The organism is Devosia submarina (genome assembly GCF_003056345.1).
Lineage (GTDB): Bacteria > Pseudomonadota > Alphaproteobacteria > Rhizobiales > Devosiaceae > Devosia > Devosia submarina.
The window spans coordinates 81,678-104,260 of record NZ_PYWB01000003.1; the positions used below are offsets into that span (position 1 = coordinate 81,678).

The following is a 22,583-nucleotide window of genomic DNA, read 5'->3' on the forward strand; positions in this document are numbered from 1 at the left end:
CCCGGCCGCTTGTCGTTAGCCGCTACTGCGCCGTGGCCACATTCTCGGGCAGCGCATAGGCGATGAAATAATCGCCAATCGCCGTTTCCATGAAGTCGTGGCCACCCGCATTCATCACCACGAACTGGCGCCCTTGTGCCTCATAGGTCATGGGCGTCGCCTGCCCGCCTGCCGGTAGCGCCACCTGCCAGATTTCCTCGCCCGTGCTGACATCGATCGCACGCAGCAGATCGTCTGTTGCGGCACCGATAAAGAACAGGCCGGAAGCGGTGATCACGCCGCCGCCATTATTGGGCGTGCCGATTTCGATCGGCAACATGGACGGGATGCCGAACGGTCCGTTCTTGCGCGCCGAGCCAAAAGGCCGGTCCCAGAGGACTTCACGCGTGTTGAGATCGATCGCGGAGATTCCGCCATAGGGCGGCTCCTTGCACAATAGCCCCGTGAACGGCACCCGCCATCCCGCATTCACCCGAATGCCATAGGGCGAGCCGGCTTGAGGGCTCAGGCTCCCATGCGAGCCGCCGCCTGCATCGGGATCGTGAGCGGGGTCCGTGATGGGGAACACGCCCGCCGCATCCACCTCTTCGCGCGGCACCAATTGGTTGAAATTGGGCATGTTGTTGTAGTTGCTGATCATGATCCCCTTTTCAGGATCGATCGCCACGCCACCCCAGTCCACGCCACCATTATACCCGGGGAACTGAATCCAGGGCTGGTCCACCGTTGGCGGCGTATAAACACCGTCATAGGCGGCCTGGCGGAATTGGATGCGGCACCACAGCTGATCAAGCGGCGTGGTCCCCCACATATCGGCTTCCGTCAGATCGGGCTTCAACAGATTGGGGAAGTCCGTCACATAAGGCTGTGTCGGCGAGAGTCTTTCTGGCTCGACGCCACCTGTTGGCGCTGGCCGCTCCTCGATATTAACCAATGGCTCGCCAGTGGCCCGATCAAGGATATAGAACTGCGCCTGCTTGGACGGCATAACGATGGCTGGAACGGGACCGTTTTCCGTCGGGAAGTCCACCAGTGTCCCCTGCCCACCAAGATCATAGTCCCATACATCATAATGGACCGTCTGGTAATGCCAGGCGACATCACCGGTTTCGACATCCAACGCCACGATGGCGGTGGAATAGGTGTTCTCGGCCTCTGAGCGATCGGAGCCCCAATAGTCCACCGCCGAATTGCCCATTGGCATATAGACGAGGCCCAGCTCGTCATCGCCTGAGGCAATGGTCCACATATTGGGCGTGCCGGGCGTATAGACTTCCCCTTCAGGCGGCAGCCCCTTCTGGTCCGGCCGACCCATGTCCCATGCCCAATCAAGCTCACCGGTTACGGCATTGTAGCCGCGGATCACGCCCGATGGCGCCTCGCGCTGCTGCCCGTCGCTGACCTGGCTGCCAACCACCAGAACATCGCGCACGAGGGTGGGCGGCGATGTGGGCGCATAAAAGCCCGGCGCCGTATCGCCAATGCCTTCCAGCAGATTGACGATCCCGCCATTACCGAAATCGGTGCAGAGCTGGCCAGTCTGGGTATCAAGCGCAATCATGCGCGCATCATGGGTCAGATTGACCACACGCGCCGCGCAAAGCTCGGTGGGATCAGCCGCCGGATTCTCGAAATACACAAGGCCACGGCAAGACGCATTATAGCCGATCGCATCGGTTGGCGTTTCCGGATCATAGGTCCAGAACTCCGCGCCCGTTGAGGCATCCAGTGCAGAGATCTTGTTGAGCGCTGAACATAGATACAGCCGCTCACCCACCTTCACCGGCGTATTCTGGTTACCGAACGGCTCATCATCCTCCGGCAAATCGCCGGTGCGGAAGCGCCAGACTTCCTCGAGTTGGCCGACATTGTCGGGTGTGATCTGCGCCAGTGGCGAATAGCGCAAAGCTTCATGCGTGCCGCCATAAGCCGGCCAATCCGCACCCACTTCCAGCGTGCGGAAACGAGGCTGCTCGGGGGCAGGAGGTGGCGGGGCTGGCTCCGCCAGCTCTGGTGCAGCCGGTTCTGCGGGCTCTGCCGGAGCTGCTGGCGGTAGCGGCGCCGCTTCTATGGGTTCTGGTGCAACAGGAGCCGGCGCTTCAACTGGCGGCGGAGCTTCCTGCGCCACCAAGGGGCTGTTCTGAACACTTGTCAGAAGCGTTCCAGCCGCGCCCATGGAAAACAAGGCAATTGCTGCTGCGGCAAAGGCCCTGCGGCTCATCGGGGTGCCATTGCGCAACACCGGAATGGTAAGAAGCACCAAAACCAGAATAATTGTTGGCGCCACCAGTCGCGGCACTTGCGCCCAGCCGTTGAAGCCCTTCTCCCACAGCGCCCACACAACAGTGCCGGCATAGGTAAGGAGGTAAATCCAGACTCCCAGCATGGATCGGCGCGCTAGGAAAAAGGCGGAAACAAGCAGGCCAAGCCCCGCAAAGGCATAATACCATGATCCGCCCAAGGCGATCAGCCACACACCGCCGGCCATGATCGGAATGCCAAACACCGCCATCACTACGGCCAGAACAACTACAGCCCAAAAGCCGCGATTACCGGACGATCTGCTCATGCGTTTACCTCCCCCTGCTAAACCATGACATAGTCGGGAACTCCTCGTACCCGGCTGGGTTCCCAGGAGTCCGACATTGCCAGGACCTCAGGCAGGAGGGGCCTACGCCGGCAAGGAGCCGGTCGTGACTAGCTCAAGATTGCTGAGAAGATCCGCGTCCCCGATCAGCCACCGCCCCAAGGCCCCTGAATCTGGGACGCATCTTCCGGATATTGGCGCGGCGTATGCTGCACGCTGATCCAATGGTCGGTCGTAAAGGCCTCGACGCCCCAGCGTCCATTGAAGCGCCCGATCCCGGAGTTCTTTTCGCCTCCAAAGGGATTGTTGGGGAGATCGTTCACCGGCTGGTCATTAACATGAGACATGCCAGCCTCCATGCGCTGCGCGAAGCGAACACCGCGATCAAGGTCCCCGGTGAACACCGTGCTCGAGAGCCCATATTCGGTGTCATTGGCAACCCGCAGCGCTTCCTCGTCACCACGGACGCGGATGATCCCTGCAACCGGACCAAACAATTCCTCGGCGGCGATGGGCATGTCGTTGCGCACGTCGCCAAACAGATGCGGCGGCAGCACAAGACCCTGCGGATCGCCGCCCAGTAATTGTGGAACACCGGCGGCCCGCGTTTCTTTAATACGCTTCATCAAACCATCGAGCTGGCTCTGGTTGATGATCGGGCCAATGATGGTGTCCGAAGCATTGGGATCGCCGACCTTGAGATTGCGTACGCGCTCCACCAGCCGCTCCGTGAATTCGTCACACACCGCCTCATCCACAATGAAGCGATTAACGATCATGCAGATTTGGCCCTGGTGAAGGAATTTGCCGAACACGGCGGCATCCACGGCCCTTTCAAGATCAGCATCGTCCAGCACCACAAAGGGACTGTTGCCCCCCAGCTCTAGATCCACCCTCTTGATGATCTTGGCTTCCATCGCAAGCCGGCCAATGCCACGCCCCACGGGCGTCGAGCCGGTAAAGGAGATTACGCGCGGCACCGCATGCTGCACAAACGGATCGCCGATTTCGCTGCCCGAGCCGACAACGACGCTGAGCACGCCCGGCGGCAGGCCCGCCTCCTCGAAGATCTTGCCCATCAGCAGGCCGCCCGTAACCGGCGTGTCGCTGGCAGGCTTCACCACCACCGCATTGCCCAGCGCCAACGCCGGCGCCAAAGAGCGGGCGGTCAGCTGCAGCGGCCAGTTCCAGGGGCTGATAACCCCCACCACGCCAACCGGTCGCTTGTAAACGCGCCCTTCCTTGCCTGGCACATCCGTGGGCAGGATCCGACCTTCAAGGCTATAGACCGTTCCCGCAGCATAAAGCAGCGCGGCGTGCACCGCGTCCCATTCAAGGCTCGCCTTGATGCGCGTGCTGCCGGATTCCCGGATCAGCCAGGAGATGATTTCCTCGCGCCGCGCCTCCATCACCTGCGCCGCCTTGCGCATCACCTCGGCTCTCGCGCTAGGCGGGGCAGCTTCCCACTCGCCTTGCGCCTTCTTGGCTGATGTAAACGCCGCGTCCAGATCTTCTCGGCTCGCCTGGGCGATCTCGACCAGGGTTTCGCCGGTATAGGGATCGCGATCGGTGTTCACCCGCTCCGACCGCCCCCGCTTCCAGTCGCCGCCGATGAATTGCAGATCAAATCCTTGATAGGGCGATAGCTTGGGCAAGCTGGGTTGAAAGTTCATGGCTTGGGCCTTTGGCTGAGCTCGGGACAATGCGCCGGAAAGCACCCGGCTGCAGACTTGGCCCGCTCAACGCCGGTTTGACGAAAGCTGTTCCTTCACCATCTCGGCCAGTCCTGCTTCCCGAGACATAACCGGCACGTAACCCAACTCGCGCCGAGCTTTGTCGATATTGAGGGTGATTTCGACTGCGGATGTTGCATAAGCCTGCAGCGTAAGCGGCGGCACAAACTTTCCACCCGACAGTTTGTGCAGGAGCGAGCCAATAGTCGCAACAGCGCGCAGCACGCCCCAGGGCACAGACTTGTCCGGCGCGGTTACTCCTTGCGTGGCTAGCATGGCCGAAACAAACTGGCGGAACTGCACGGGCTCGTCATCGGCCAAAAAGTACACCTCCCCGCCATGACCGTTCCGAATGGCGCACTCTATGCCCGCGCAAAGATTGGCAATGTGAATGGTGGACGTCTGGTAATCCCCTCCGCTGATCCAGGCAAACTGACCCGACCGCACGGCCCCCAGCAATTGCGGCAGCGCTGTCGTATCATCACGACCCCAAACCATGCGGGGACGAACGGCAATCACCGCCATCTCGGAGCCGTTAAACGCCAGCGCCAGCCGTTCCGCCCTGGCTTTGCTGGCCGAATAGGAGCCCGCAGGCCTACGGGGAAAGGGATGGGTTTCATCGACATTGACCAGCGGCTGGCCGTCCGCCAGCACGGATTCCGTGCTGACCATGATAGCCTTTTGAACGCCCGCTGCCCTCGCCGCCTCGAACACGGCACGCGTCCCGTCCTCGTTGACGCGCTGCTGCGCCGTGCTGCCGACGCCATGATCCAGATCGGCCGCCGCATGGATGAGCACATCACAGCCGGCCATCCCCTCAACAAGGTCTGGACTGAAAAGGTCACCCGCAAAAGGTTGGGCGCCCAGCGCCGAAACGATTTCCACCGATTGTGGCGAGCGAGCCAGGGCCACGACAGCGACGCCCTCTGCAACGAAATGACGAACAAGATTGCGCCCGACATAGCCGCTACCACCGGTTAGAAAGATGCGGCGAATGGGCAATGGAGCGTCTGCCGCGGCAGGCTGCGCTGCCTCGTTTATTGAAGTCATGCTCTTTTCCTGTTGGGTTAGTCGGAGTTGGGTGTTGCGTTCACCAGCCAGCCGATCTCACGGATGATCCGAGCCCGCTCCTCCCCCCCGAAATGGTGAAAGTCCAAAAATTCGAGGAATTTCACCCCCTCAAGCGCTAGATAGGCGAGGATTGCGCCACGCGGGGAAGTGGACTCTGCCTTGATCCGCGCGATGGTCGCTGCCTGGCTATCCTGCATCTGCTTGCGCAAGGCCGGATTCAGCGTCAGGGCTGCACTCAGATTCAGCGCGACAGGCCTGAATGCCTTAAGCGGCGGCTCGGCCGCTGCGTGGATGCGCCCGCGTATCGCAAGGCTGTCGCCGCCGGAAAGATCGGCCTCTGCCTGCGCATGCTGCTCCTGATCTGCCCGAAACGCGCGCTCGACGATCGCTTCAATCAGCGCCTGCTTGCTTTTGTAATCATAGATAACCGACGCCTTGCTGATGCCGGCCTGCTTGGCGACCGCATCAAGGGTCAGGCCCGTCACCCCATCCCGCGCAACAACAGCTTCTCCGGCATCAAGAACCGCCTGTTGATCAATAACCCGCTTCCGCCCCACAATCCCGCCCCATTTATTTCCGACTGGCCGGTTATTAATGTGCAGACAAGCTCAGGTCAACAAAAAAGGCCCGGGCGTTCAGCCCGGGCCTAGTCATTCTTTTCACGCGGAAAGGCGTCTGTGCAGCAGCTAGCTGTGTGCAGAAATTGAGGCGCAGAACGCCCCACTGGGTACCAGCCTACCTGCTGGTCGCCGGCCGCGGAATGCGTTCGTCTTCGTAGCCGGCCCAAGTGCGGGTGCGGGCATTGACTAAAAGATCCACCGAATAGGCCTTGTTGGGGAAAGCCACTGCAATCTCGGCCAGCACATATTGCTTTTCATCCAGCTTGCGCTGGAGCGCGTTGGCGTCGCCGTTTTTGATGCCGGTGATGCTCATGGTCCAATCCTTGAGCAAGGACCGATACTCGGCAATGTATTTGTCAGCTTCTGTTTCGTTCATTGCAGCCATCCTGTCCGGGTGACTTTTTCTTACGTGATTTGGGCTGACAAAACGCTGACAGGACAAAAAGAAGTCAGGGTGCGATCATGGACAGGATGCTGTTGGAGCACCAGCTCAGATCGCCCGCCTTGCCTGCAATATGATCGATCTGCCAACCGTGCGGCTCTTCGCGCACCAGATCGTAGGTGACGGAAATAGCGTTTGCGCCGTCCTGGAAATCGGCACGGACCTGTGCGGTGCTTCCCGCTTGGCTAAGAAGGGAAAGCCTGAAGCCACGCGGCGCCCAATCAAGGCGCCCTGTAAGGGGGTCAAAGCCCGCATGACGGAACTGTTCGTGCCCGATAACAGTGCCGCCCAGGCGATCGGTGAGATCGTCGGAGAAATACGGAGTGATGTCGCGCACGGGAACGTTCAGGAAATAGGTGCCATAGAGCGTGCTCACCACATCCAGCGGCGAGGTGAACTCCTGCGCCAGGGCGAGCCCCGGCCCGGCAAATGCAAATGCCGCCAGCAAAAACCTACGCATGTTGAACCCAACCCTGCGCCCCCGCGCCTCTTTCATATGAACAATGCTGAGAGGCGGATCAAGGCCGTACTGGGGATGATTTTGATGCAAGTTTGAGGCTTCGGGGACTGCGAAGCACATCAGGACTTGCTGCCGCGCTGTTCTACATGGTGCCAGATGATGGCCGTGCTTATGATCGGGGGCCGTACGGACACCGCACAAAACACGAGCAGGTAACCTGCAGGTATCCTGTAAGATATACGGAATTTTATATCAGCATCACCTGTTGATTGTACTAGCTTGTTGCTTCCGCTAACCACCAAAATAGGTCCAAATGCAAATAAATGGCCCGCTCCGATTGCCAAAAGTAAAAGATACGTTAAAACACGTATAAGACCTGTCTAATGGTTATTGTGTGAGCTCTCGGGGGCACCAACGCGTAAATGTTGGTGTGGGGCAAAAATGGAAGACGCGGAGATAGACCTGCGCCGCCTATTTGGGCTGGTGCGGCGCAGGATATTTGCGATTTTAGCTACAACATTGGCCTGTGCCGGACTTGCATTGGCAGCGGCCATGCTTGTCGCGCCGCAATATTCAGCCACGAGCCTGGTTGTGTTCGATCCGCAGCGCAAGGATCTGCTTGATCCCTCTGCGCCCGGCGCAACAGCAATCGCCGACAATGTTCGCATCGAAAGCGAAGTGGAACTGCTTCGGTCCGACACGGTGCTGCTCAAGGTCATTGCGGACCAGAATCTGGCCGATAAGCTAGACATGTCACCAGGTCTGCGCGCCCGGGCATTGGCAACATTGGGCTTGCAAAGTCTTCCTCAGTTGAGCTCCGAGGACCGCCAGCTACAAGCACTAGCCCGCTTGCGGCGCGCGGTAAACATAGAGCGCCGCGGTCCCACCTACCTTATTGGGGTGACCGTAAAGTCGGCCGACCCCGACAGGGCAGCCGACCTCGCCAACAGCATTGCCCAGACCTATATCGACAACCAGATCGCGTCCAAAGTCGAGACTATGCTGGCGTCCCGCGACGTGCTGCAGGCGCGCCTTAGCCAGGCAAGGGCGGAAATCGTCACCTCCGAAGCCGCCTTCAACCAGTTCCTGGGCGAGAGCATAGATCAGCTTGCTGCCAGCGCAGATGGCGGCGGCGTGCACCGCCTCAACAGCGAACTCTCCGCCCTGAGCCAAGCGCGGGAGCAAGCCGATGCTCGTGCGAGCCTGCTCAAGGCCAGCCTTGCGGGACAGGACTGGAAAGTTCTCCAAACCGTCTTGGGGAACAAGCAAGCAATGGTGCTCGATCAGCAGCGACAGGCATTTGCCCATGGGGCCGCCTATGCGGAAACGGATGAGCTTGCAACACAGCACCTCCAGTCGGAACTTGTAAGCCTGGAACAGTCCGCTGATGCCGAACTCGCCAGCCTGCGCACAACCATTGCCGCCATGGACCAGCAGCAGGCGATCCTGCGCCAGCAATTGCGCGATGAAGTGCTCCAGAGCGACCTGCCGGCCCCTATCCTGACCGGCCTCTTCGATCTGCAAAGCAAGGCGGCTTTCGCCCAGGAGCAATATCAGGCGCTGATCAACCGCTCGCTGCAATTGGGCAACCAGGCCGAACTACAAGTCCCCGACAGCCGCATAGCCTCGCCCGCCCTGTCCCCATCCGCTCCATTCTTCCCAAACAGGAGTGTGTTCCTGGCGCTCGGCGCGGCATTGGGCATGGTGGCCGGCTTGGGCGGCAGCCTCGTCTACGAAAGTGTGGTGGGCGGGTTTATCAGCCGGGAGCAGATGGAGGCATCTCTTCGCACGCGCGTCGCCGCCACGCTCCCGCGCATCAAGCTCCCGCTCGGCAATGACACGCTCGCCGATCTGGTGATCACCGCGCCCCTGTCCGAATTCGCCGAAGCCATGCGCCGCACGCGTCTAGCCGCCGATGACGCCGCACAATCCATGCCCAGTGGCGAAGGCCGCATTCTCATGGTCACCTCGGCCGTGCTTGGCGAGGGCAAGACCACCACCGCCCTGGCTCTGGCGCGCTCCTATGCCCTGTCCGGACGCCGCACACTGCTGATCGACTGCGATTTGCGCCAGCCAAGAATCGCCGCGGAACTGGGCATGCAGGCGCCCATGGGATTGCTGGACATGCTCACGGCACACCCCAGCCGGTTCGATCTGCGCGCGGGAATCGCCCGCGAAAGCGACACCGGATTATCGCTTCTGATGAGTGCCCACGGCTCGGATCGACCGACCGACACCGTCCTCGCCGGCGCCCCCTTTGCGCGCCTTGTAAGCGAAGCCGCCCGCCTGTTCGAAGTCGTCGTGCTTGATACGCCGCCAGTGGAGCCCGTGGTTGACGCGCTTTATATCGCTCCGCGTGCCGACACCATCGTGCTGGTCTCGCGCTGGGCCAGTACCTCGCAACGGGAGATCAAGCAGACTCTGGCAAGCCTCACCCAGGCCAAGCGCCCGTCCGTGCAGATCCTCAGCATCCTCAACGGAACCAACCAGGCAAAGCCTGGCCGCAAGCAGATCCACGACCACTTCTATGACGCCGATCAGGCCTGGAGTTTTGCCCGTCTGCCCGCCGATCATTCGATGCGGCCCGTACCCCCGCATGCCCCGCTGGCTTCCCAGCCCGGCAATGTCATCGGGCTTCACCGCAAGGCAGGCGATCTCCACCAATGAGCCCTCCTTCCTTTGCCGTCTTCGGTACACCCGTATCCTGCATCTCCGACTTGCAACTCGCCCGCACGATCGAGGGCTGGGCAAGCGAGCCCAATGCTACTGGCCGCGTCGTCTGTTTCAGCGATGCCCACAGCATCATCCAGGGTCACGACCATCCGCCCATGCAGCATGCGCTCGCAACTGCAGACATCGTTGTTCCAGACGGTTATCCAGTGGCCTGGATCGGCCGCTCCCTTTACGGCCTACCCGTAGAACGCACCTGCGGACCCGATTTCATCGAGTACCTCGCCGAACGATCATCCACATCCGGCTTGCGGCACTATTTCTTTGGCGGCAAGCCCGGCGTGGCCGATGCTCTAGCCAAGGCGATGCAGGCGCGCTTTCCCGGACTAACCATCGTGGGCGCCGAGAGCCCACCGATGGGCATGTCATCACCGCAGGCCATCGAAGAACAGCTGGAACGCATCAACAGCGCCGCGCCTGACGTCGTCTGGATAGCGCTCGGTGCACCCAAGCAGGAAATCTGGATGGCCAAGCATCGGGACAGGCTCCCCGGCATAACTCTGTGCGGGGTCGGCGCAGCCTTCGATTTCCACACTGGTGTGGTCCCACGCGCACCCCTCTGGATGCGCCGTCATGGTCTTGAATGGGCATACCGCTGGTCTCGTGAGCCCAAGCGCCTCGGTCCGAGATACCGCAAGACCATTCGCCGCTTCCTGGTTCTACTTGCGCAACAGGCCTGGGGCATGCGCAAAACCAGCGCACGCCAACGCAGCGCGGCCACGTCGAACCGCGCTGTGTGAGGGGAAGCGCATGCGCATAGCCATGTTCTTCTGGTCGCTGGAACTGGGCGGCGTCGAGCACATGATGGTCGAACTTTCGCGCGAACTGGCTACACGCGGCCACGACGTCACCCTGGTTCTCGCGCGGCTGCCTCAGCCCCACGAATACAGCCCGGACCCGCGCGTCCACACCATACGGCTCGGCGCCACAAACATCGTCAGCACGATCAGTTTGCTCGCCAGGCACCTGCGCGCGGCACAATATGACATTCTCTACACCGCCATGCCGACCAGCAATGTTGCCGCTGTTGCCGCGCTGAAGCTGTCCGGCGCCAATACCAGGCTTGTGATCTCCGAGCGATCCAACCCCAAGCTGGAAGCGCAGCATTCCCAATCCTGGCGCTACCGCGCGGCCTTCACCCTCCAGCCCTTCGCCTACCCCCAAGCCGACGCCATCGTCGCCGTGAGCAACGACCTGGCCGACGACCTCGCCCGCTTCGCCCGCCTCCAGCGCCATACCCTGCGCGTCATCTACAATCCCGCCTTCAGCGGGGAGACGGCGCCGGTCACCGCATCGACCCACCCCTGGCTCGACGACAAAGCCGGGCCGGTCATCATCGGCGCCGGCCGCTTTCTCCCGCAAAAAGACTGGCCCACCCTGTTGCGCGCCTTCGCCAAGCTCAGGGAACGTCGCCACGCCAAACTCATCATTCTGGGCGAAGGCCCTCTACGTCATCAGCTGATTCAGCTAGGAGCTGACCTAGGCATATCAGACCATCTCACGTTGCCCGGCTTTGATCCCAAGATCAGCCCTTACCTAGAGAAGGCGGACGTATTCGCCCTCTCCTCCCTCTGGGAAGGCTTCGGCAACGTCCTCGTCCAGGCGCTCGGCGCCGGCTGCAGCATAGTTGCCACCGATTGTCCTAATGGCCCCGGCGAAATCCTCGACCGCGGCCAGTTCGGACACTTGGTCGCCACCGGCGACCACCACGCCTTCGCCGAAGCGCTCGACCGAGCTATCCAGCACCCCTTCGACCCCGCCCGTCAGCGCGCCCGCGCAACCTTGTTCAGCACCGAGAAATCCGCCGATGCTTACGAGGCACTATTCGGCGAACTCATCGCCAAGGCGTCTTGATGCGCCGAACTGCTGCTCTCTCGAGCTTCATCTATGGCCTTCTTGCCGTGCTGGTTCCCGCTGCAATGCAGTTCGTGCTGTTCGCGTTTTTCGCCCGCGCTCTGGGCGTCGAACAATACGGCCTCTATCTAGCCCTGGTGAGTTGGACGCCCATCTGCTTCGAACTGCTTGGCTGGGGCGCTGGCGAATATCTGATCAAGCGCACGTCTCAGTGCAATCAAAGCTTTCCCAGCGCGCGCCGCCACCTGAAAGCCGCCCTGGCGCTCAGCCTCCCGCCAGCGCTGATGATCTGCGCACTCCTGACCCTCGGGACCACGAGCGGAACAATCGGCATTTGGACCATCCTCATCGTCGGCCTTGGCGAACTGCTTGGCCTTCGCCTCATGGTGAACACCGAACAAGCCGCTATGGCACTAGGAAGACTTGGTTCTGCCAATTGGCTCCGGAGCCTTCAAATCCTGCCGCGCTTTGCCGGCGTGCTCCTCGCCTACTGGCTTGACCCTCTACCCGGTGTCGAAACTCTCGCCATCGGCGGCGCTCTCGGCACTCTTGCCGGCGGCCTTCTCCTCTCGTTCATGTTCACCCGAACGCTCCCGAATAGCGGAGCCATGCGGCTATCTGTTCCGGCCCTGCGCCAAGGCACCTGGTTCGTGGGCACGCAGCTGGTACGCGCCAGCCAGCACAATATCGACCGCATCGTTCTGGCGCCTCTGGTCGACCCGGCGCTTCTTGGCCTTTATGGCGCCGCCCAGCGCTTCATCCAGATGGGCCTGCTTCCCCTCCAGGCGCTCTTGCGCCTGACCTATCCCCGCTTTTTCCGAGCTGGCGAACACGGCGTCACCGCTTCCTTCCGCTTCGCCCTCCAGATCCTCCCCCTGGCACTCGCCGCCACGGCCGCCACGTCCCTGCTCCTTCTGCTCGTCGCCAGATGGCTTCCCCTCCTGATCGGCCCCGAGTTTGAGCTATCCGTCACCTATCTCCTTTATCTCGCTCCCATCCTTCCGCTTTTCGCCCTCAACTCCGTCCTGGCCGACACCCTGTCCGGCGCCGGCCACCTCTCCCTCCGCCTCCTGTTAACCGCCACCGGCGCAGCCCTCCAGGCCTTGCTGTTCCTGCTGTTCCACGATGGCCTGCTGATCGTCCTGGCCAGCTATGCTGGCATCAGCCTCTCCTGCCTCCTCACAGGCGCCGCCGTCCTCGTCCTCTCGCGCCAGGAATACCGCCGCACCGCGGCGGCGGCGCCATGACACGGGCAAGACTTATCTGGCTCGACGTTGCCAAGGGTATCGGCATCGTGCTGGTCGTTGTGGCCCATGTCCTGCTTCATTCCTCCGCCGGCTGGGCAGCCCCGATCGCTAGCACGATCTACCTCTTCCACATGCCTCTCTTCTTCCTTCTGGCCGGCGTCACGCTCCGGCCAGAAGCGCTACAAACCTTCGCGCGCCGCAAAGCCATCCACCTCTTACTGCCCTATCTCGCCTTTCTAGGCCTGCTCGGCATCCCGGCCCTCGCCGCAAGCTGCGCCCTCGGCACCCCCTTTCCCGATCTCGGCATCGACCGCTGCGGGACTCTCCCTTTCAAACTGCTCCTCGGCGGCAGCACACTGGGGGGCATATTCGGCACCTTCTGGTTCATCCCGTGCCTCCTCCTGGCTTTGATCCTCGCCCAAGCCATTCTCCACCTTTCTGGCACCAGACGTCTCTACGCCCTCGCCCTCCTGGTCTTGACAGCCTTCGCCCTGCCTAGCCTGTTGCCTTGGTCCACTGCCCCGCTCGCCATGGGCGTTGCTCCAATGGCCACCCTCCTGATCCTTGCCGGCTATTGGCTTGCTAAACCTCCACGATGGTGGCTGTTCGCAGCCCTTCCACTCGCCGTCCTCACCCTCCTCGCCCAAGTGCCGCTCGACATGAAGGCGGGCAACTACGGCATTCCTATCCTGAGCATGCTCGGTGCAATTGCCCTCAGCTGTCTCCTGATCCACGCAAGCCGGCGCCTTGCCCACTCGCCCTTGGCATCTCTCCTCTCCACGCTCGGCCAAGGCAGCCTCCACATCCTTTATCTGCACCAGGCCATCCACCTCTCCCTGCGCCAGCTAGGTGTTCATGATGATGTCCTCCTCATCACGCTTGCCCTCGCCATTCCCCTCCTGCTCCACATTCCTCTGCGCCATCTCCTGAACCGCACCCAGGACAGCTTCTCCCAGCACTTGTTCCGCAAATCCTCGCAGCTTTGACGGCTCCTACCATGCGCGGGCAAACCCCTGGGAGAACCCTGCCATGTCGGCCATAAGCCTACGACTTGCAACCGCCCTCGCCGCCGTCCCGGCGCTATCCGCCGCCCCCCCGCCCCTGCCGCGCGGCCGAGCCTTCCTCCGCTTCGGGGAGCATTTTCTTGTTTCCGGTAGCGCCTTTCTCGTTGCGGAGATCCGCACGCCATGAGCACGCTTGATCTTTCCCAATACGGCGCCGATCAGGCAGCAATTCTGGCCCAACTCACCCGCCGCTGCCCCCTGCCCGCCAATGCGCCCGATTTCCCCCTGGCGCCCGGCCAGTTCTATGGCCAGATCGCCACCAATTGCCGGATCTTCAACAGCAAGGCCGGCGCCAACAAAGCCATCTCGGCGCGCAATCACCATCGCGCCCGCGGCCCCATCAGCGAACTCGCCATGGTCCTCCCCAATTGGTACGTGGAGCGCTCCGCCAGCAAGTTCGAATACCCCAACAATGCCGGTGTGGTCTGCGCCGCCTCGGTTGAATACCCTGCGGGCGTATTCCACCGCTTCCAGTTCAATCTTGCCGTGCGCGAACTGATCGCCGGCGGCGACTACCTCGTCTCCGCCTTTGTCCCGGTGGACATTCCGGACAATGCCGAATTCTGGACCAATATCTGGCTGTCGGCCGCCTCCACGATCCTCTTTTTCAACGCGGCAACCGGGCAGGTCGCCACCAATGGCGAAAGGGGCACCGTCTCCACGACGGACGTCACCGACTACACCATGGCCACCCATACTGGCACCGCCCAGAGCTATGGCGTCTGGCCGCTGGCCCTGATCGGCCGAACCGCGCAAAAGCCGGTGGCTATCCTCTCCGACAGCATTGGCGAGGGCGTCGGCGACGTTGCGGACACCACAGACCATGTCGGCATGCTGGCGCGCCTCCTTGGTCCCACCCTGCCCTATATCAACCTTTCGCAGAGCGGTGACCGCCTGGAGTTGCTCCGGCAGAGTCACAGCAAGCGCTTTGCCGTCCTTGGCTATGCGCGCTCGCTTGTTCTGGGCCTGGGCGTCAACGACGTCGGAGCCGGTCGAACGCTTCCGGCCATCCAGACCGACATGATCGCGCTGTGGGCACAAGCCAAGCAGCATCTCCCACCAGATGGCCGCATCATCCAGACGACCCTGACACCAAGCTGCACGAGCACCGACAGCTTCGCGACCATCGCCAACCAGACAGCCGCCCCCAACTTCTCCACCTCCGGCGATGGCACGCGCGAACAGCTCAATGACTGGCTCCGCGACGGCGCCCCCCTCCAGGGCAGCGTCCCCGCCCTGACCGGCACACAAACGGCCATCCGCGCCGGCACCGCCAGCCATCCACTTCACGGCGTACTCGACATGGCCGACGCCGTGGAGAGTGCGCGAAACTCGGGCCGGTGGCGCGTGGACGGCTCCGCTTTTAAATGGACCATCGATGGCCTTCATCCCAGCAGCTTTGCCCATAAGGAAGCTGCCAGCCAAAAAACATCCGATCTGTTGCTCTTCCAATAGGAAAGCAACCTTGCCGCTCGCCTAAGTAAATCCTCTATGCTACGCCTTCGGGCGAGGGCATTTTCTAGCTAAAGCCAATAGTCCGCCGGGAAAACGACACGTGCAAACATGTATCGTCTAGCCTGGCGGATGCTGGCGAGTGCCCAAGGTGGGGCACTCTTGGTTCAAAACACATCTATTTGCAGCTTTGGCGCCTCCCAGCCCGCCTTTGGCAGGGCCACAAGGTGAACATCCTCTTTGCGACCACCAGCCTGCCTCATGCGCGCTCCACCGGCGCCGAGATCGCCAGCCAGGCCTTTATCGACGCCATGCGCATGGCCGGCCATAAAGTCCATGTCCTCGGCTTCGCCCGCGACAGCTCGCCCCCGCCACCTGGCTCAACGGCGGCAGAAATCCGTGCCATCGAAACAGCCTCTGCCGGATGGGCCAAGTTCGGCTGGCTCGTCGGCTCCTTGCTCCGCCACCAGCCCTATGTCTGCGAAAAGTTCCGCTCGCAACGCTACGTGGATCTGCTCGATCAATTGGCCGGCGATCTCCTTGTGATCGACCATACCCAGATGTGCTGGCTGCTGCCCCAATGGCAGCGCTGGGCCAAATCCCTGGTCTTTATTGCGCACAATCACGAAGCCGCTCTCTATGCCACCCAGGCGAAACGCGTACGCAACATGCCGCAAGCTATGCTGCTGACGCGAGACAGCCACCTCCTGCGCACGCTCGAAACCCAACTCGCACAGGCTGCGAACCAGATCTGGACCCTGAGCGAGGCGGAACGCTCCGCCTTTGAAGCCATGGGCGGCCATGGCAAGACAAGCCTCATGCCCCTCGCCGGTCAACCGCTATTGCCTGCCACAAGGCGCGCCGAAAAGCTGTTCGACATCGGCCTGCTCGGCACCTGGTCATGGGACGTGAATGGGCGCGGCCTTGAGTGGTTCGTGCGGAAAGTCCTGCCCCTCCTGCCCGCCCACGTCAGCGTTCGCATCGCCGGCCGCGGCTCCGAACATCTGCCCGGCGCCACCCCAAACTGCATTGGCCTGGGCTTTGTCCCCGACGCTGCCGGTTTCGTGGCAAGCGCCAGGGTCCTCGCCATTCCCACCATCACCGGCGCCGGCATCCAGCTCAAGACCATCGAAGCCATTGCATCAGGCACACCGACCGTCAGCACAAGCCTTGGCCTGCGTGGCCTTACAGACCTCCCCGGCTACGTTGCCGCCGCAGATACGCCCGAACAATTCGCTACCGCCCTGATGCTCCAGCTCCATACCGGCCGCCAGGACGGCACAGCCGGACGCAGCTGGGCGCAAAAGCGACAGGAAGCATTCGAGCGCCACGTCGCAACAGCGCTGGCCAAACTCGAAGGGTGGTCAAACACCGCCGAGGTCGCCGTTTCATGAGCCGGCGCCGCGTTCTGGTTTTCACCGAAACCGCCCTTGCCCTGTCCGAGACCTTCATCGCCGCCCATTGCCGCCACCTGCAGCGCTACAATTACATTCTCGCTGCCCTCTCCAGCAGCGGGCATCACCACTCCGATATTCCGCGCCATCTACTATTCCCCCAAGGGTCCAGCCCCACCCAACGTCTCGCCTTTCGCCTCGGCCTCAGCCACCACATGGATAGGCTGATCGCGCAAGAGCGCCCCGATATCATCCATGCCCATTACCTCACCAATGGCGCCTTCATGGTGCCCTATGCCGAGCGCCACAACATCCCCCTGATCGTCACCGTCCACGGCCACGACGCCACCCGTGCCCTACGCCCCCTTTCGGCCTACGACCAGGTTTATCGATTCTGGCACAAACGCTTGCGCCAAAAAGCTGCCACGGTGCTTCCGGTCTCGAACTTCCTGCGCGCGAAGCTGCTCGCCGACGGTTTTCCACCCGGGCGTACCCTCACCCACTATCTTGGCGTCAAACTGCCGGACCGCATCCCCGTTGATCCCGCCGCCAACCCGCCCCGCATCCTCTTCGTTGGCCGGCTCGTCGCCAAAAAGGGCATCGACCAGGTCCTGGAGGCCTTCAACGTCGTCCACGCCAGCAAACCAGACGCCGAACTGCACATCGTCGGCGATGGCCCGCTCCGCGACATGGTCATCAGCAAGACCCAGACCTCCCCAGCCATCATCTGGCACGGCGCCCAGCCACCCGAGCGTACACAAGAGATCATGGCCAGCGCACGTCTTCTGACCCTGCCTAGCCGGCAGGCTAGAAATGGCGACGTCGAGGGCCTCGGCCTTGTTCTGCTCGAGGCACAAGCCCTTGGCATACCAATCGTTACATCCAAGGACAGCGGAACCGCCGAAGCCCTGCTGGACGGCGAAACCGGCTTTGCCGTTGATCCCACCGGCAGCCAGGACCTCGCACAAGCCTTTCTCCGCCTCCTCCAATCCCCCGAACTCGCCCGTTCCATGGGCAAAAGCGCCACCCGCTTCGTCCGCGAGAACTTCGACATCACCGCACGCACGCAGATCCTCGAACAAATCTACGACAGCGTGCTTGAAAATCATTCCGGGCGAGAGGTGCAGGCATGAGCCAAGCCCTTCCCCTGCCCAATGCAAATGGTCGCCGCGTCGAGCAGGATGTCCTGCTTATTCTCGACTACGCTCTGCCCATTGTGCTCATGTTCAAGCTCAGCGGCGCCTGGCTGCACCAAAGCTTCACGCCCAGCGACACGGCGCCCGGGCTGGCGCTGGTCAATGCCTTGTTTCTGGCCTTCTGTCTTTACGGCACCCTGCGCCTATTGTTCACCCGCCCCACTGCGCTCCTGTCCAATCCGGCCTATGGCGCCTTTCTTCTTTTTGCAGCGGCAAGCCTCTGGTGGTCGGTTTCGCCCTCCAACAGCATGGGAATGCTGCGCACAGCTTTCCTGTTCTTCGGGGCTTGCCTCTTTATCCGCCACCGCTTTTCGCCCGCTTACATCACCCGGCTTTTGGTCACCGTGCTCGGCGTGTTGCTACTGCTTTCGGCCGCCGCTGCCCTTCTGACGCCGATCGGCGTCATGCCCGGCTTTGATGCCGGACGTTGGCGCGGCCTCTTCAATCACAAGAACACATTGGGCGAGAACGCCGCCGTCACGCTTATCGTCGCGCTGGGGCTTAGCCTCACAACCAAGGACCGGCTCTTGCCCATCCTTGCTGCACTCGTCTCCGCCATGTGCCTCCTCAAATCTGGCTCGGCCACCGCCCTCGCCGCGGGAACCGCCGCGTGCCTCATTCTGCTTCTCGCCTGGCTCATCGTGCGCTTGCGCATTATCCCGCAACAGGGCCTCTGGCTCCTCCTTGGCACTCTTGCCGGCTTGGCTCTTGCCGGACTCGCCATCATGGCCCCTCTAGCCGCCACGCTTGGCCGCGACCTTACCTTCACCGGTCGCACCGAAATCTGGCACCAATTCCTCCACTTCGCCCACCAGCGCCCATGGAGCGGCTGGGGCTGGGCGACCATCTCCACGACCGACCACATGCTGCCGATCATCCGGCAAACCCTTTCGCTACCCCATATCCAGACGCCCCACAGCGGCTACTTGTCCTTGCTGGTGGAGTTGGGCTATCCCGGCCTCCTCCTCTTTGTCGGCTGGCTCGCCCTCACTCTTGTGCGCGCCAGCCGAAGTGCCGTGATCGAGCGCAATGGCTATGGCATGATCCTTCTCGCCATCGCATGCGCCCTCGCCATCCACAGCGCTTTTGAAAGCACATCGGGCGCCCTGCCATCCCTCTGGCTCCTGCTCCTTTTTGCGCTGGGCCCGCGCATCACCATCCGCTGGCGCTAGAGCATGGCCACAAGGGCCGTAGCCGTCGTTCCCGTGCTCAAAACCTGCTGCGCCCGCACCGGCAGGATGGAACCGCCCACCAGGCCTTCAAACAAGACGACATTCCCTGATGCATCCACCAACCGCACGGCACCCGCCGTGCCGATATAGATGGCGCGCGAGACCTCGGGTAAAGGCACGCTGTCACTCGGTTCGATATTGCGGCAAAAGCTGGCTGGATCATCCAGCGATCCGGCATAGCCGGCAAAGGGGTCGGTCATAGGCTGTCTCCTGGGGTCAACGCAAGCAAGCTAACGCAAACCATTCGGGCGGGGAGAAGCGGCACAGATGCGCTTTGCTTCTGGCCCAGCAAACAGCGCCATGATAGGCAGGCGCGATCATGTGGGAGACAAACGTGTCCAGCCAAAGCACTGAACGCATTTGCTTCGTCACCAATGACACGCCCGAAGCCAACATCGCCGCACAGCGCTTCCGCGACCGCTACGGCCAGTGCGATGCGGAGGCGGCAGACGTGGTCGTTGCCCTTGGCGGCGACGGGCTCATGCTGCAAACCCTGCACAAAGCCATGCGCATCGGCATTCCCGTTTACGGCATGAACTTCGGATCGGTGGGTTTCATGATGAACCCCTTTTCCGAGGATGAACTGCTTGAGCGCCTCAACTCCGTCCAGCGCACCCGCATCTATCCCCTCTCCATGACGGCGACGGACATCACCGGTGTCACAAAGACCGCGCTCGCCCTCAACGAGGTCTCGCTGTTCCGCGCCACCTATCAGGCGGCCAAGCTGCAGATCGTGGTGGATGGCGAAACGCGCCTGGAGGAGCTGATCTGCGACGGCGCGCTTCTCTCTACGCCTGCCGGCTCAACCGCCTATAACCTGTCCGCCCACGGGCCCATCCTGCCCATCGAAGCCGAACTTCTGGCGCTCACCCCGATATCCCCATTCCGCCCCCGCCGCTGGCGCGGCGCAATCCTCTCCAACCGCGCCGTGGTCAAGTTCATCACGCGCGAGGCGAGCAAACGCCCCGTCAGCGCGGTCGCCGACAATGTAGAATTCACCAATGTGCTGGAAGTCACCGTGCGCGAGGACCGCACGCGCGGCGTCACACTCCTGTTCGATCCCGGCACGAGCCTTGAGGAACGTGTCCTGAGTGAACAGTTTCGCTTCTAGGCCGCCGTCAGCGCCAGCTGCGGCTCGCTTTGGGGCAACACCATCACGCGCGGCGCCTCCCCGGCAAATGCCGCCATCACGCCACGCGCGGCCTTGCGCGCGAGAATGATGTTCTGCTCGCTGAGGTAAGCGAAAGCCTCTTCCAGCTCGGGCGGAATGACGCCCTCATGCTCGGCGATCAGTTCCTCGGTCAGCGCCGTCACCACATAGTGCCGCGCCCCCGCATCGTCGGCCAGGTCCGTCGAGCGCGCCAGCATCACCATGCGCGTCAACAGCTCCCGCACGCCCTTGCTGACCCCACACCGTCCGAGCAGCGCGGCCAGCGCGGCCGGGCTCCCGCTTTCGAGCAGGGTGAACACCTTGGAACGCGGCGCCTGCGCCAGCTCCGCCACGCAATCGGCAAAAAACATCACATGCCCCGTAACAATGGCATGCAGCAGCACCCGCGTATTGAGCCGCTCGCCGATTACGAGGTCAGACACAAAGCTGGGCTCCGTGCGAATGGCGGCCCGTTCCCCGATCGCTGCCAGCGCTGTGTCCGAACTGTCGCGCAGGAGCCGTCCCAGCCGCTCCGCCGACAGCGAGCCCTTCACCATCCGGCATTCCCGCAAGGCCGCCGTCACCTTGCCCAAGAGATCGAGCCGCGCTGAAGCGGGCAAATCCCGCCGCGCCAGCAGCGCCCCACGCGCGCTCGCATCATCCCCCAGTTCGCTGCAGAGCCGCGCCAGCAGATCCTGCTCCAGCGCCACATCCTGCCGCCGCAACAGCCGCAGCGTCAGTGCCACATCACCCCGCCCGATCAGCGCCGCAGCTAACCGCGCGCTCAGCGCCTGCCGCTGCCCAATCGCCTGAAGGATGGCAGGATCACTGGAAGTCCGCGCCAACCCAACAAGGTCCGCATCCAGCAAAACCGGTGAATATTGCAGCACAGCCCGCGCGATCACCGGACTGTCCTGGATCAAGGCGAGAATGATCGGTCGCGGCGCCACGGGCGAATGCAACAGCCCGTAGGCCAGCGCCGCGCGCACCTTCACCGAAGGATCATCCAGAAAGCCGATCAGCGCCGCATAAAGCGCTGCCTGTTCGTCTGCCGGTCCATGGTGGGAAAGATAGGCCTGGGCACAGAAATGCGCAGCGCTCCCGCGCTCTTCGCTGTCTGGCGACTGCGACAGCCGCACAAACTCCCCATAGGCAACCATGACGCTCTCCGCTTCTCGCGGAAAACAGTTTTAACCAGCAAGGCTTAAGGAAATGTTCACCATAAAATGGCGCGCATCAGAAATGCGCCAGAACCATCATGAATATCTGAAACAGCACCGCGCCCAACGCTGCAAAGATCATCCAGGCCGCAAGCGCCGCCCCGATCACCACCCAGCCGCGGGGCACGCCGGCAAATGCACGCGCACCGGAGCGAGCACCGGCATGGGCGACATCAGCGATCTTCATGGGCATCCTCCCGCTTTGGTGCCATTGAAGCTCAAACGTCTTAAGGGACTTTTATATCCATCCCCTCGGTTTTATCTCTCGCAGCTAACGCGCATAAAGCTGGGTAAAAAACGCACCACTCCCATCGGCAGGCGCGTCGAGTTCCACCTCGGCTTCATTCTTGAACAGGCCGGTGAACGACATATTGGCCGGCGAAAAGCGCGAAGGCACCACCGGCGCCGCCTCGGGCGCGCCCGTTCCCGCCAATTGCTGCGCCGTGAAACTGGCATTGCTATCCCCCTCGTGCTTGGCCACAAGGACGCGATAGACCTCGCGGATGGTACGCGGCTGCCCATTGGCGTAAAAGATCGCCCGATTGGAATCGGCCTGCCGCGGAAAAAGCTCGGCCGCAATCTGGTCCGGGTTCTGCAGCCCGGCATTAAACATCCGCTCCGCCCCCTGCGCCCCAAGGAAATGGGCGATGTAAAGCTCTCCCGCGCTGGGCATCCGCCCGAATTTTTGCCGCAGGTAGTCCCCATTGGTCTTGGTGAACGCCGCCGCCAGATCCGCCGCCATGTGCGGATCTTCCCGAAGCTTGAGGATCTCGGCCTTGCGTGCCGGATCGGCGACCACATAATCCCCTCCCCGCGTGCGCTCCACATGGGCGGCAATGTCGCCATAGCCGAGCCGCGGCCCCTGTTCCTTGAGCACCTGCAGCCAGGTACTTTCCAAAAACTGAAACAGCCCCACGGCCGACGATGTCTGCGCCTTGGCCTGCGGGTTGAGACTGCTCTCGCGGACCGCCGTTTGCAGCAGATAGTCGAAGTCCACGCCATTGCGTTCGCCGGCAGCATTCAGCACCGTCGCCAGACTTCTCGGTACGGAAACAGGCTGCACGCCCATGCGCAGGATCAAACCAGGGGAATCGACCCCGCCATCATCGGCCCGTTTGGTTAACCCGTCGT

Annotated in this window: 21 protein-coding genes; 11 read left to right on the forward strand and 10 right to left on the reverse strand. The window is 62.2% G+C overall.

The window, feature by feature from the left end:
• Positions 1–22 precede the first annotated feature (22 nt).
• From DDE77_RS05060 to DDE77_RS05085, 6 genes are all read right to left on the reverse strand, one after another.
• Positions 23–2,569 (reverse strand): membrane-bound PQQ-dependent dehydrogenase, glucose/quinate/shikimate family, encoded by a 2,547-nt coding sequence (locus DDE77_RS05060; protein WP_108396358.1) that lies wholly within the window; start codon positions 2,567–2,569, stop codon positions 23–25.
• A gap of 164 nt (positions 2,570–2,733) precedes the next feature.
• A complete protein-coding gene (locus DDE77_RS05065) occupies positions 2,734–4,260 on the reverse strand; it encodes an aldehyde dehydrogenase family protein (protein WP_108396359.1) in 1,527 nt (508 codons plus the stop codon).
• A gap of 66 nt (positions 4,261–4,326) precedes the next feature.
• On the reverse strand, positions 4,327–5,370 hold the full coding sequence (locus tag DDE77_RS05070; protein WP_108396360.1) for an NAD-dependent epimerase/dehydratase family protein: 1,044 nt from the start codon (positions 5,368–5,370) through the stop codon (positions 4,327–4,329).
• Between the two features lie 17 nt (positions 5,371–5,387).
• A complete protein-coding gene (locus DDE77_RS05075; RefSeq protein WP_108396361.1) occupies positions 5,388–5,948 on the reverse strand; it encodes a TetR/AcrR family transcriptional regulator in 561 nt (186 codons plus the stop codon).
• Positions 5,949–6,126: 178 nt separating this feature from the next.
• Positions 6,127–6,387 (reverse strand): hypothetical protein, encoded by a 261-nt coding sequence (locus DDE77_RS05080; RefSeq protein ID WP_108396362.1) that lies wholly within the window; start codon positions 6,385–6,387, stop codon positions 6,127–6,129.
• 73 nt (positions 6,388–6,460) lie between these two features.
• Positions 6,461–6,913 (reverse strand): hypothetical protein, encoded by a 453-nt coding sequence (locus DDE77_RS05085; RefSeq protein ID WP_157959681.1) that lies wholly within the window; start codon positions 6,911–6,913, stop codon positions 6,461–6,463.
• Positions 6,914–7,354: 441 nt separating this feature from the next.
• On the opposite strand from DDE77_RS05085, the gene DDE77_RS05090 reads away from it, so the two are divergent.
• The 10 genes from DDE77_RS05090 (at position 7,355) to DDE77_RS05130 (ending at position 19,022) form a co-directional block, all read left to right on the forward strand.
• Positions 7,355–9,580 carry a GumC family protein gene (locus tag DDE77_RS05090; protein WP_108396364.1) on the forward strand — a complete coding sequence of 742 codons (2,226 nt, stop codon included), beginning with the start codon at positions 7,355–7,357 and terminating at the stop codon, positions 9,578–9,580.
• On the forward strand, positions 9,577–10,383 hold the full coding sequence (locus DDE77_RS05095) for a WecB/TagA/CpsF family glycosyltransferase (protein WP_108396605.1): 807 nt from the start codon (positions 9,577–9,579) through the stop codon (positions 10,381–10,383). Before DDE77_RS05090 ends, DDE77_RS05095 begins: the two co-directional genes overlap by 4 nt.
• 10 nt (positions 10,384–10,393) lie before the next feature.
• The gene (locus DDE77_RS05100) at positions 10,394–11,497 is read left to right on the forward strand and encodes a glycosyltransferase (RefSeq protein WP_170116482.1); all 1,104 of its coding nucleotides are present in this window, start codon (positions 10,394–10,396) and stop codon (positions 11,495–11,497) included.
• Positions 11,497–12,744 carry a lipopolysaccharide biosynthesis protein gene (locus tag DDE77_RS05105; RefSeq protein WP_108396366.1) on the forward strand — a complete coding sequence of 416 codons (1,248 nt, stop codon included), beginning with the start codon at positions 11,497–11,499 and terminating at the stop codon, positions 12,742–12,744. Before DDE77_RS05100 ends, DDE77_RS05105 begins: the two co-directional genes overlap by 1 nt.
• Entirely contained in the window at positions 12,741–13,730 is a 990-nt protein-coding gene (locus DDE77_RS05110) for an acyltransferase family protein (RefSeq protein WP_108396367.1), read from the forward strand. Before DDE77_RS05105 ends, DDE77_RS05110 begins: the two co-directional genes overlap by 4 nt.
• A 43-nt stretch (positions 13,731–13,773) precedes the next feature.
• Positions 13,774–13,935 (forward strand): hypothetical protein, encoded by a 162-nt coding sequence (locus tag DDE77_RS19395; protein ID WP_157959682.1) that lies wholly within the window; start codon positions 13,774–13,776, stop codon positions 13,933–13,935.
• Complete coding sequence (locus DDE77_RS05115) at positions 13,932–15,263, forward strand: SGNH/GDSL hydrolase family protein (protein WP_108396368.1); 1,332 nt, start codon at positions 13,932–13,934, stop codon at positions 15,261–15,263. The genes DDE77_RS19395 and DDE77_RS05115 overlap by 4 nt, the downstream gene beginning before the upstream one ends.
• A 224-nt stretch (positions 15,264–15,487) precedes the next feature.
• Positions 15,488–16,654, forward strand: a complete 1,167-nt coding sequence (locus tag DDE77_RS05120) for a glycosyltransferase (RefSeq protein ID WP_157959683.1) — start codon at positions 15,488–15,490, stop codon at positions 16,652–16,654.
• Entirely contained in the window at positions 16,651–17,787 is a 1,137-nt protein-coding gene (locus DDE77_RS05125) for a glycosyltransferase (protein WP_108396370.1), read from the forward strand. Before DDE77_RS05120 ends, DDE77_RS05125 begins: the two co-directional genes overlap by 4 nt.
• A complete protein-coding gene (locus DDE77_RS05130; RefSeq protein ID WP_108396371.1) occupies positions 17,784–19,022 on the forward strand; it encodes an O-antigen ligase family protein in 1,239 nt (412 codons plus the stop codon). The genes DDE77_RS05125 and DDE77_RS05130 overlap by 4 nt, the downstream gene beginning before the upstream one ends.
• Here the strand turns inward: DDE77_RS05130 and DDE77_RS05135 are convergent.
• The gene (locus tag DDE77_RS05135) at positions 19,019–19,282 is read right to left on the reverse strand and encodes a spike base protein, RCAP_Rcc01079 family (RefSeq protein WP_108396372.1); all 264 of its coding nucleotides are present in this window, start codon (positions 19,280–19,282) and stop codon (positions 19,019–19,021) included. The two genes, DDE77_RS05130 and DDE77_RS05135, sit on opposite strands and share 4 nt — an antisense overlap.
• A gap of 134 nt (positions 19,283–19,416) precedes the next feature.
• Between DDE77_RS05135 and DDE77_RS05140 the strand changes: the two genes are divergently transcribed.
• Entirely contained in the window at positions 19,417–20,193 is a 777-nt protein-coding gene (locus tag DDE77_RS05140; protein ID WP_245895097.1) for an NAD kinase, read from the forward strand.
• On the opposite strand, the gene DDE77_RS05145 is transcribed toward DDE77_RS05140, so the two are convergent.
• The 3 genes from DDE77_RS05145 to DDE77_RS05150 form a co-directional block, all read right to left on the reverse strand.
• On the reverse strand, positions 20,190–21,392 hold the full coding sequence (locus DDE77_RS05145) for a DUF2336 domain-containing protein (RefSeq protein WP_108396374.1): 1,203 nt from the start codon (positions 21,390–21,392) through the stop codon (positions 20,190–20,192). The genes DDE77_RS05140 and DDE77_RS05145 overlap by 4 nt on opposite strands.
• Before the next feature lie 76 nt (positions 21,393–21,468).
• A complete protein-coding gene (locus DDE77_RS19400) occupies positions 21,469–21,639 on the reverse strand; it encodes a hypothetical protein (protein ID WP_157959684.1) in 171 nt (56 codons plus the stop codon).
• Positions 21,640–21,723: 84 nt separating this feature from the next.
• Complete coding sequence (locus DDE77_RS05150; RefSeq protein WP_108396606.1) at positions 21,724–22,521, reverse strand: transglycosylase SLT domain-containing protein; 798 nt, start codon at positions 22,519–22,521, stop codon at positions 21,724–21,726.
• Positions 22,522–22,583: the final 62 nt, after the last annotated feature.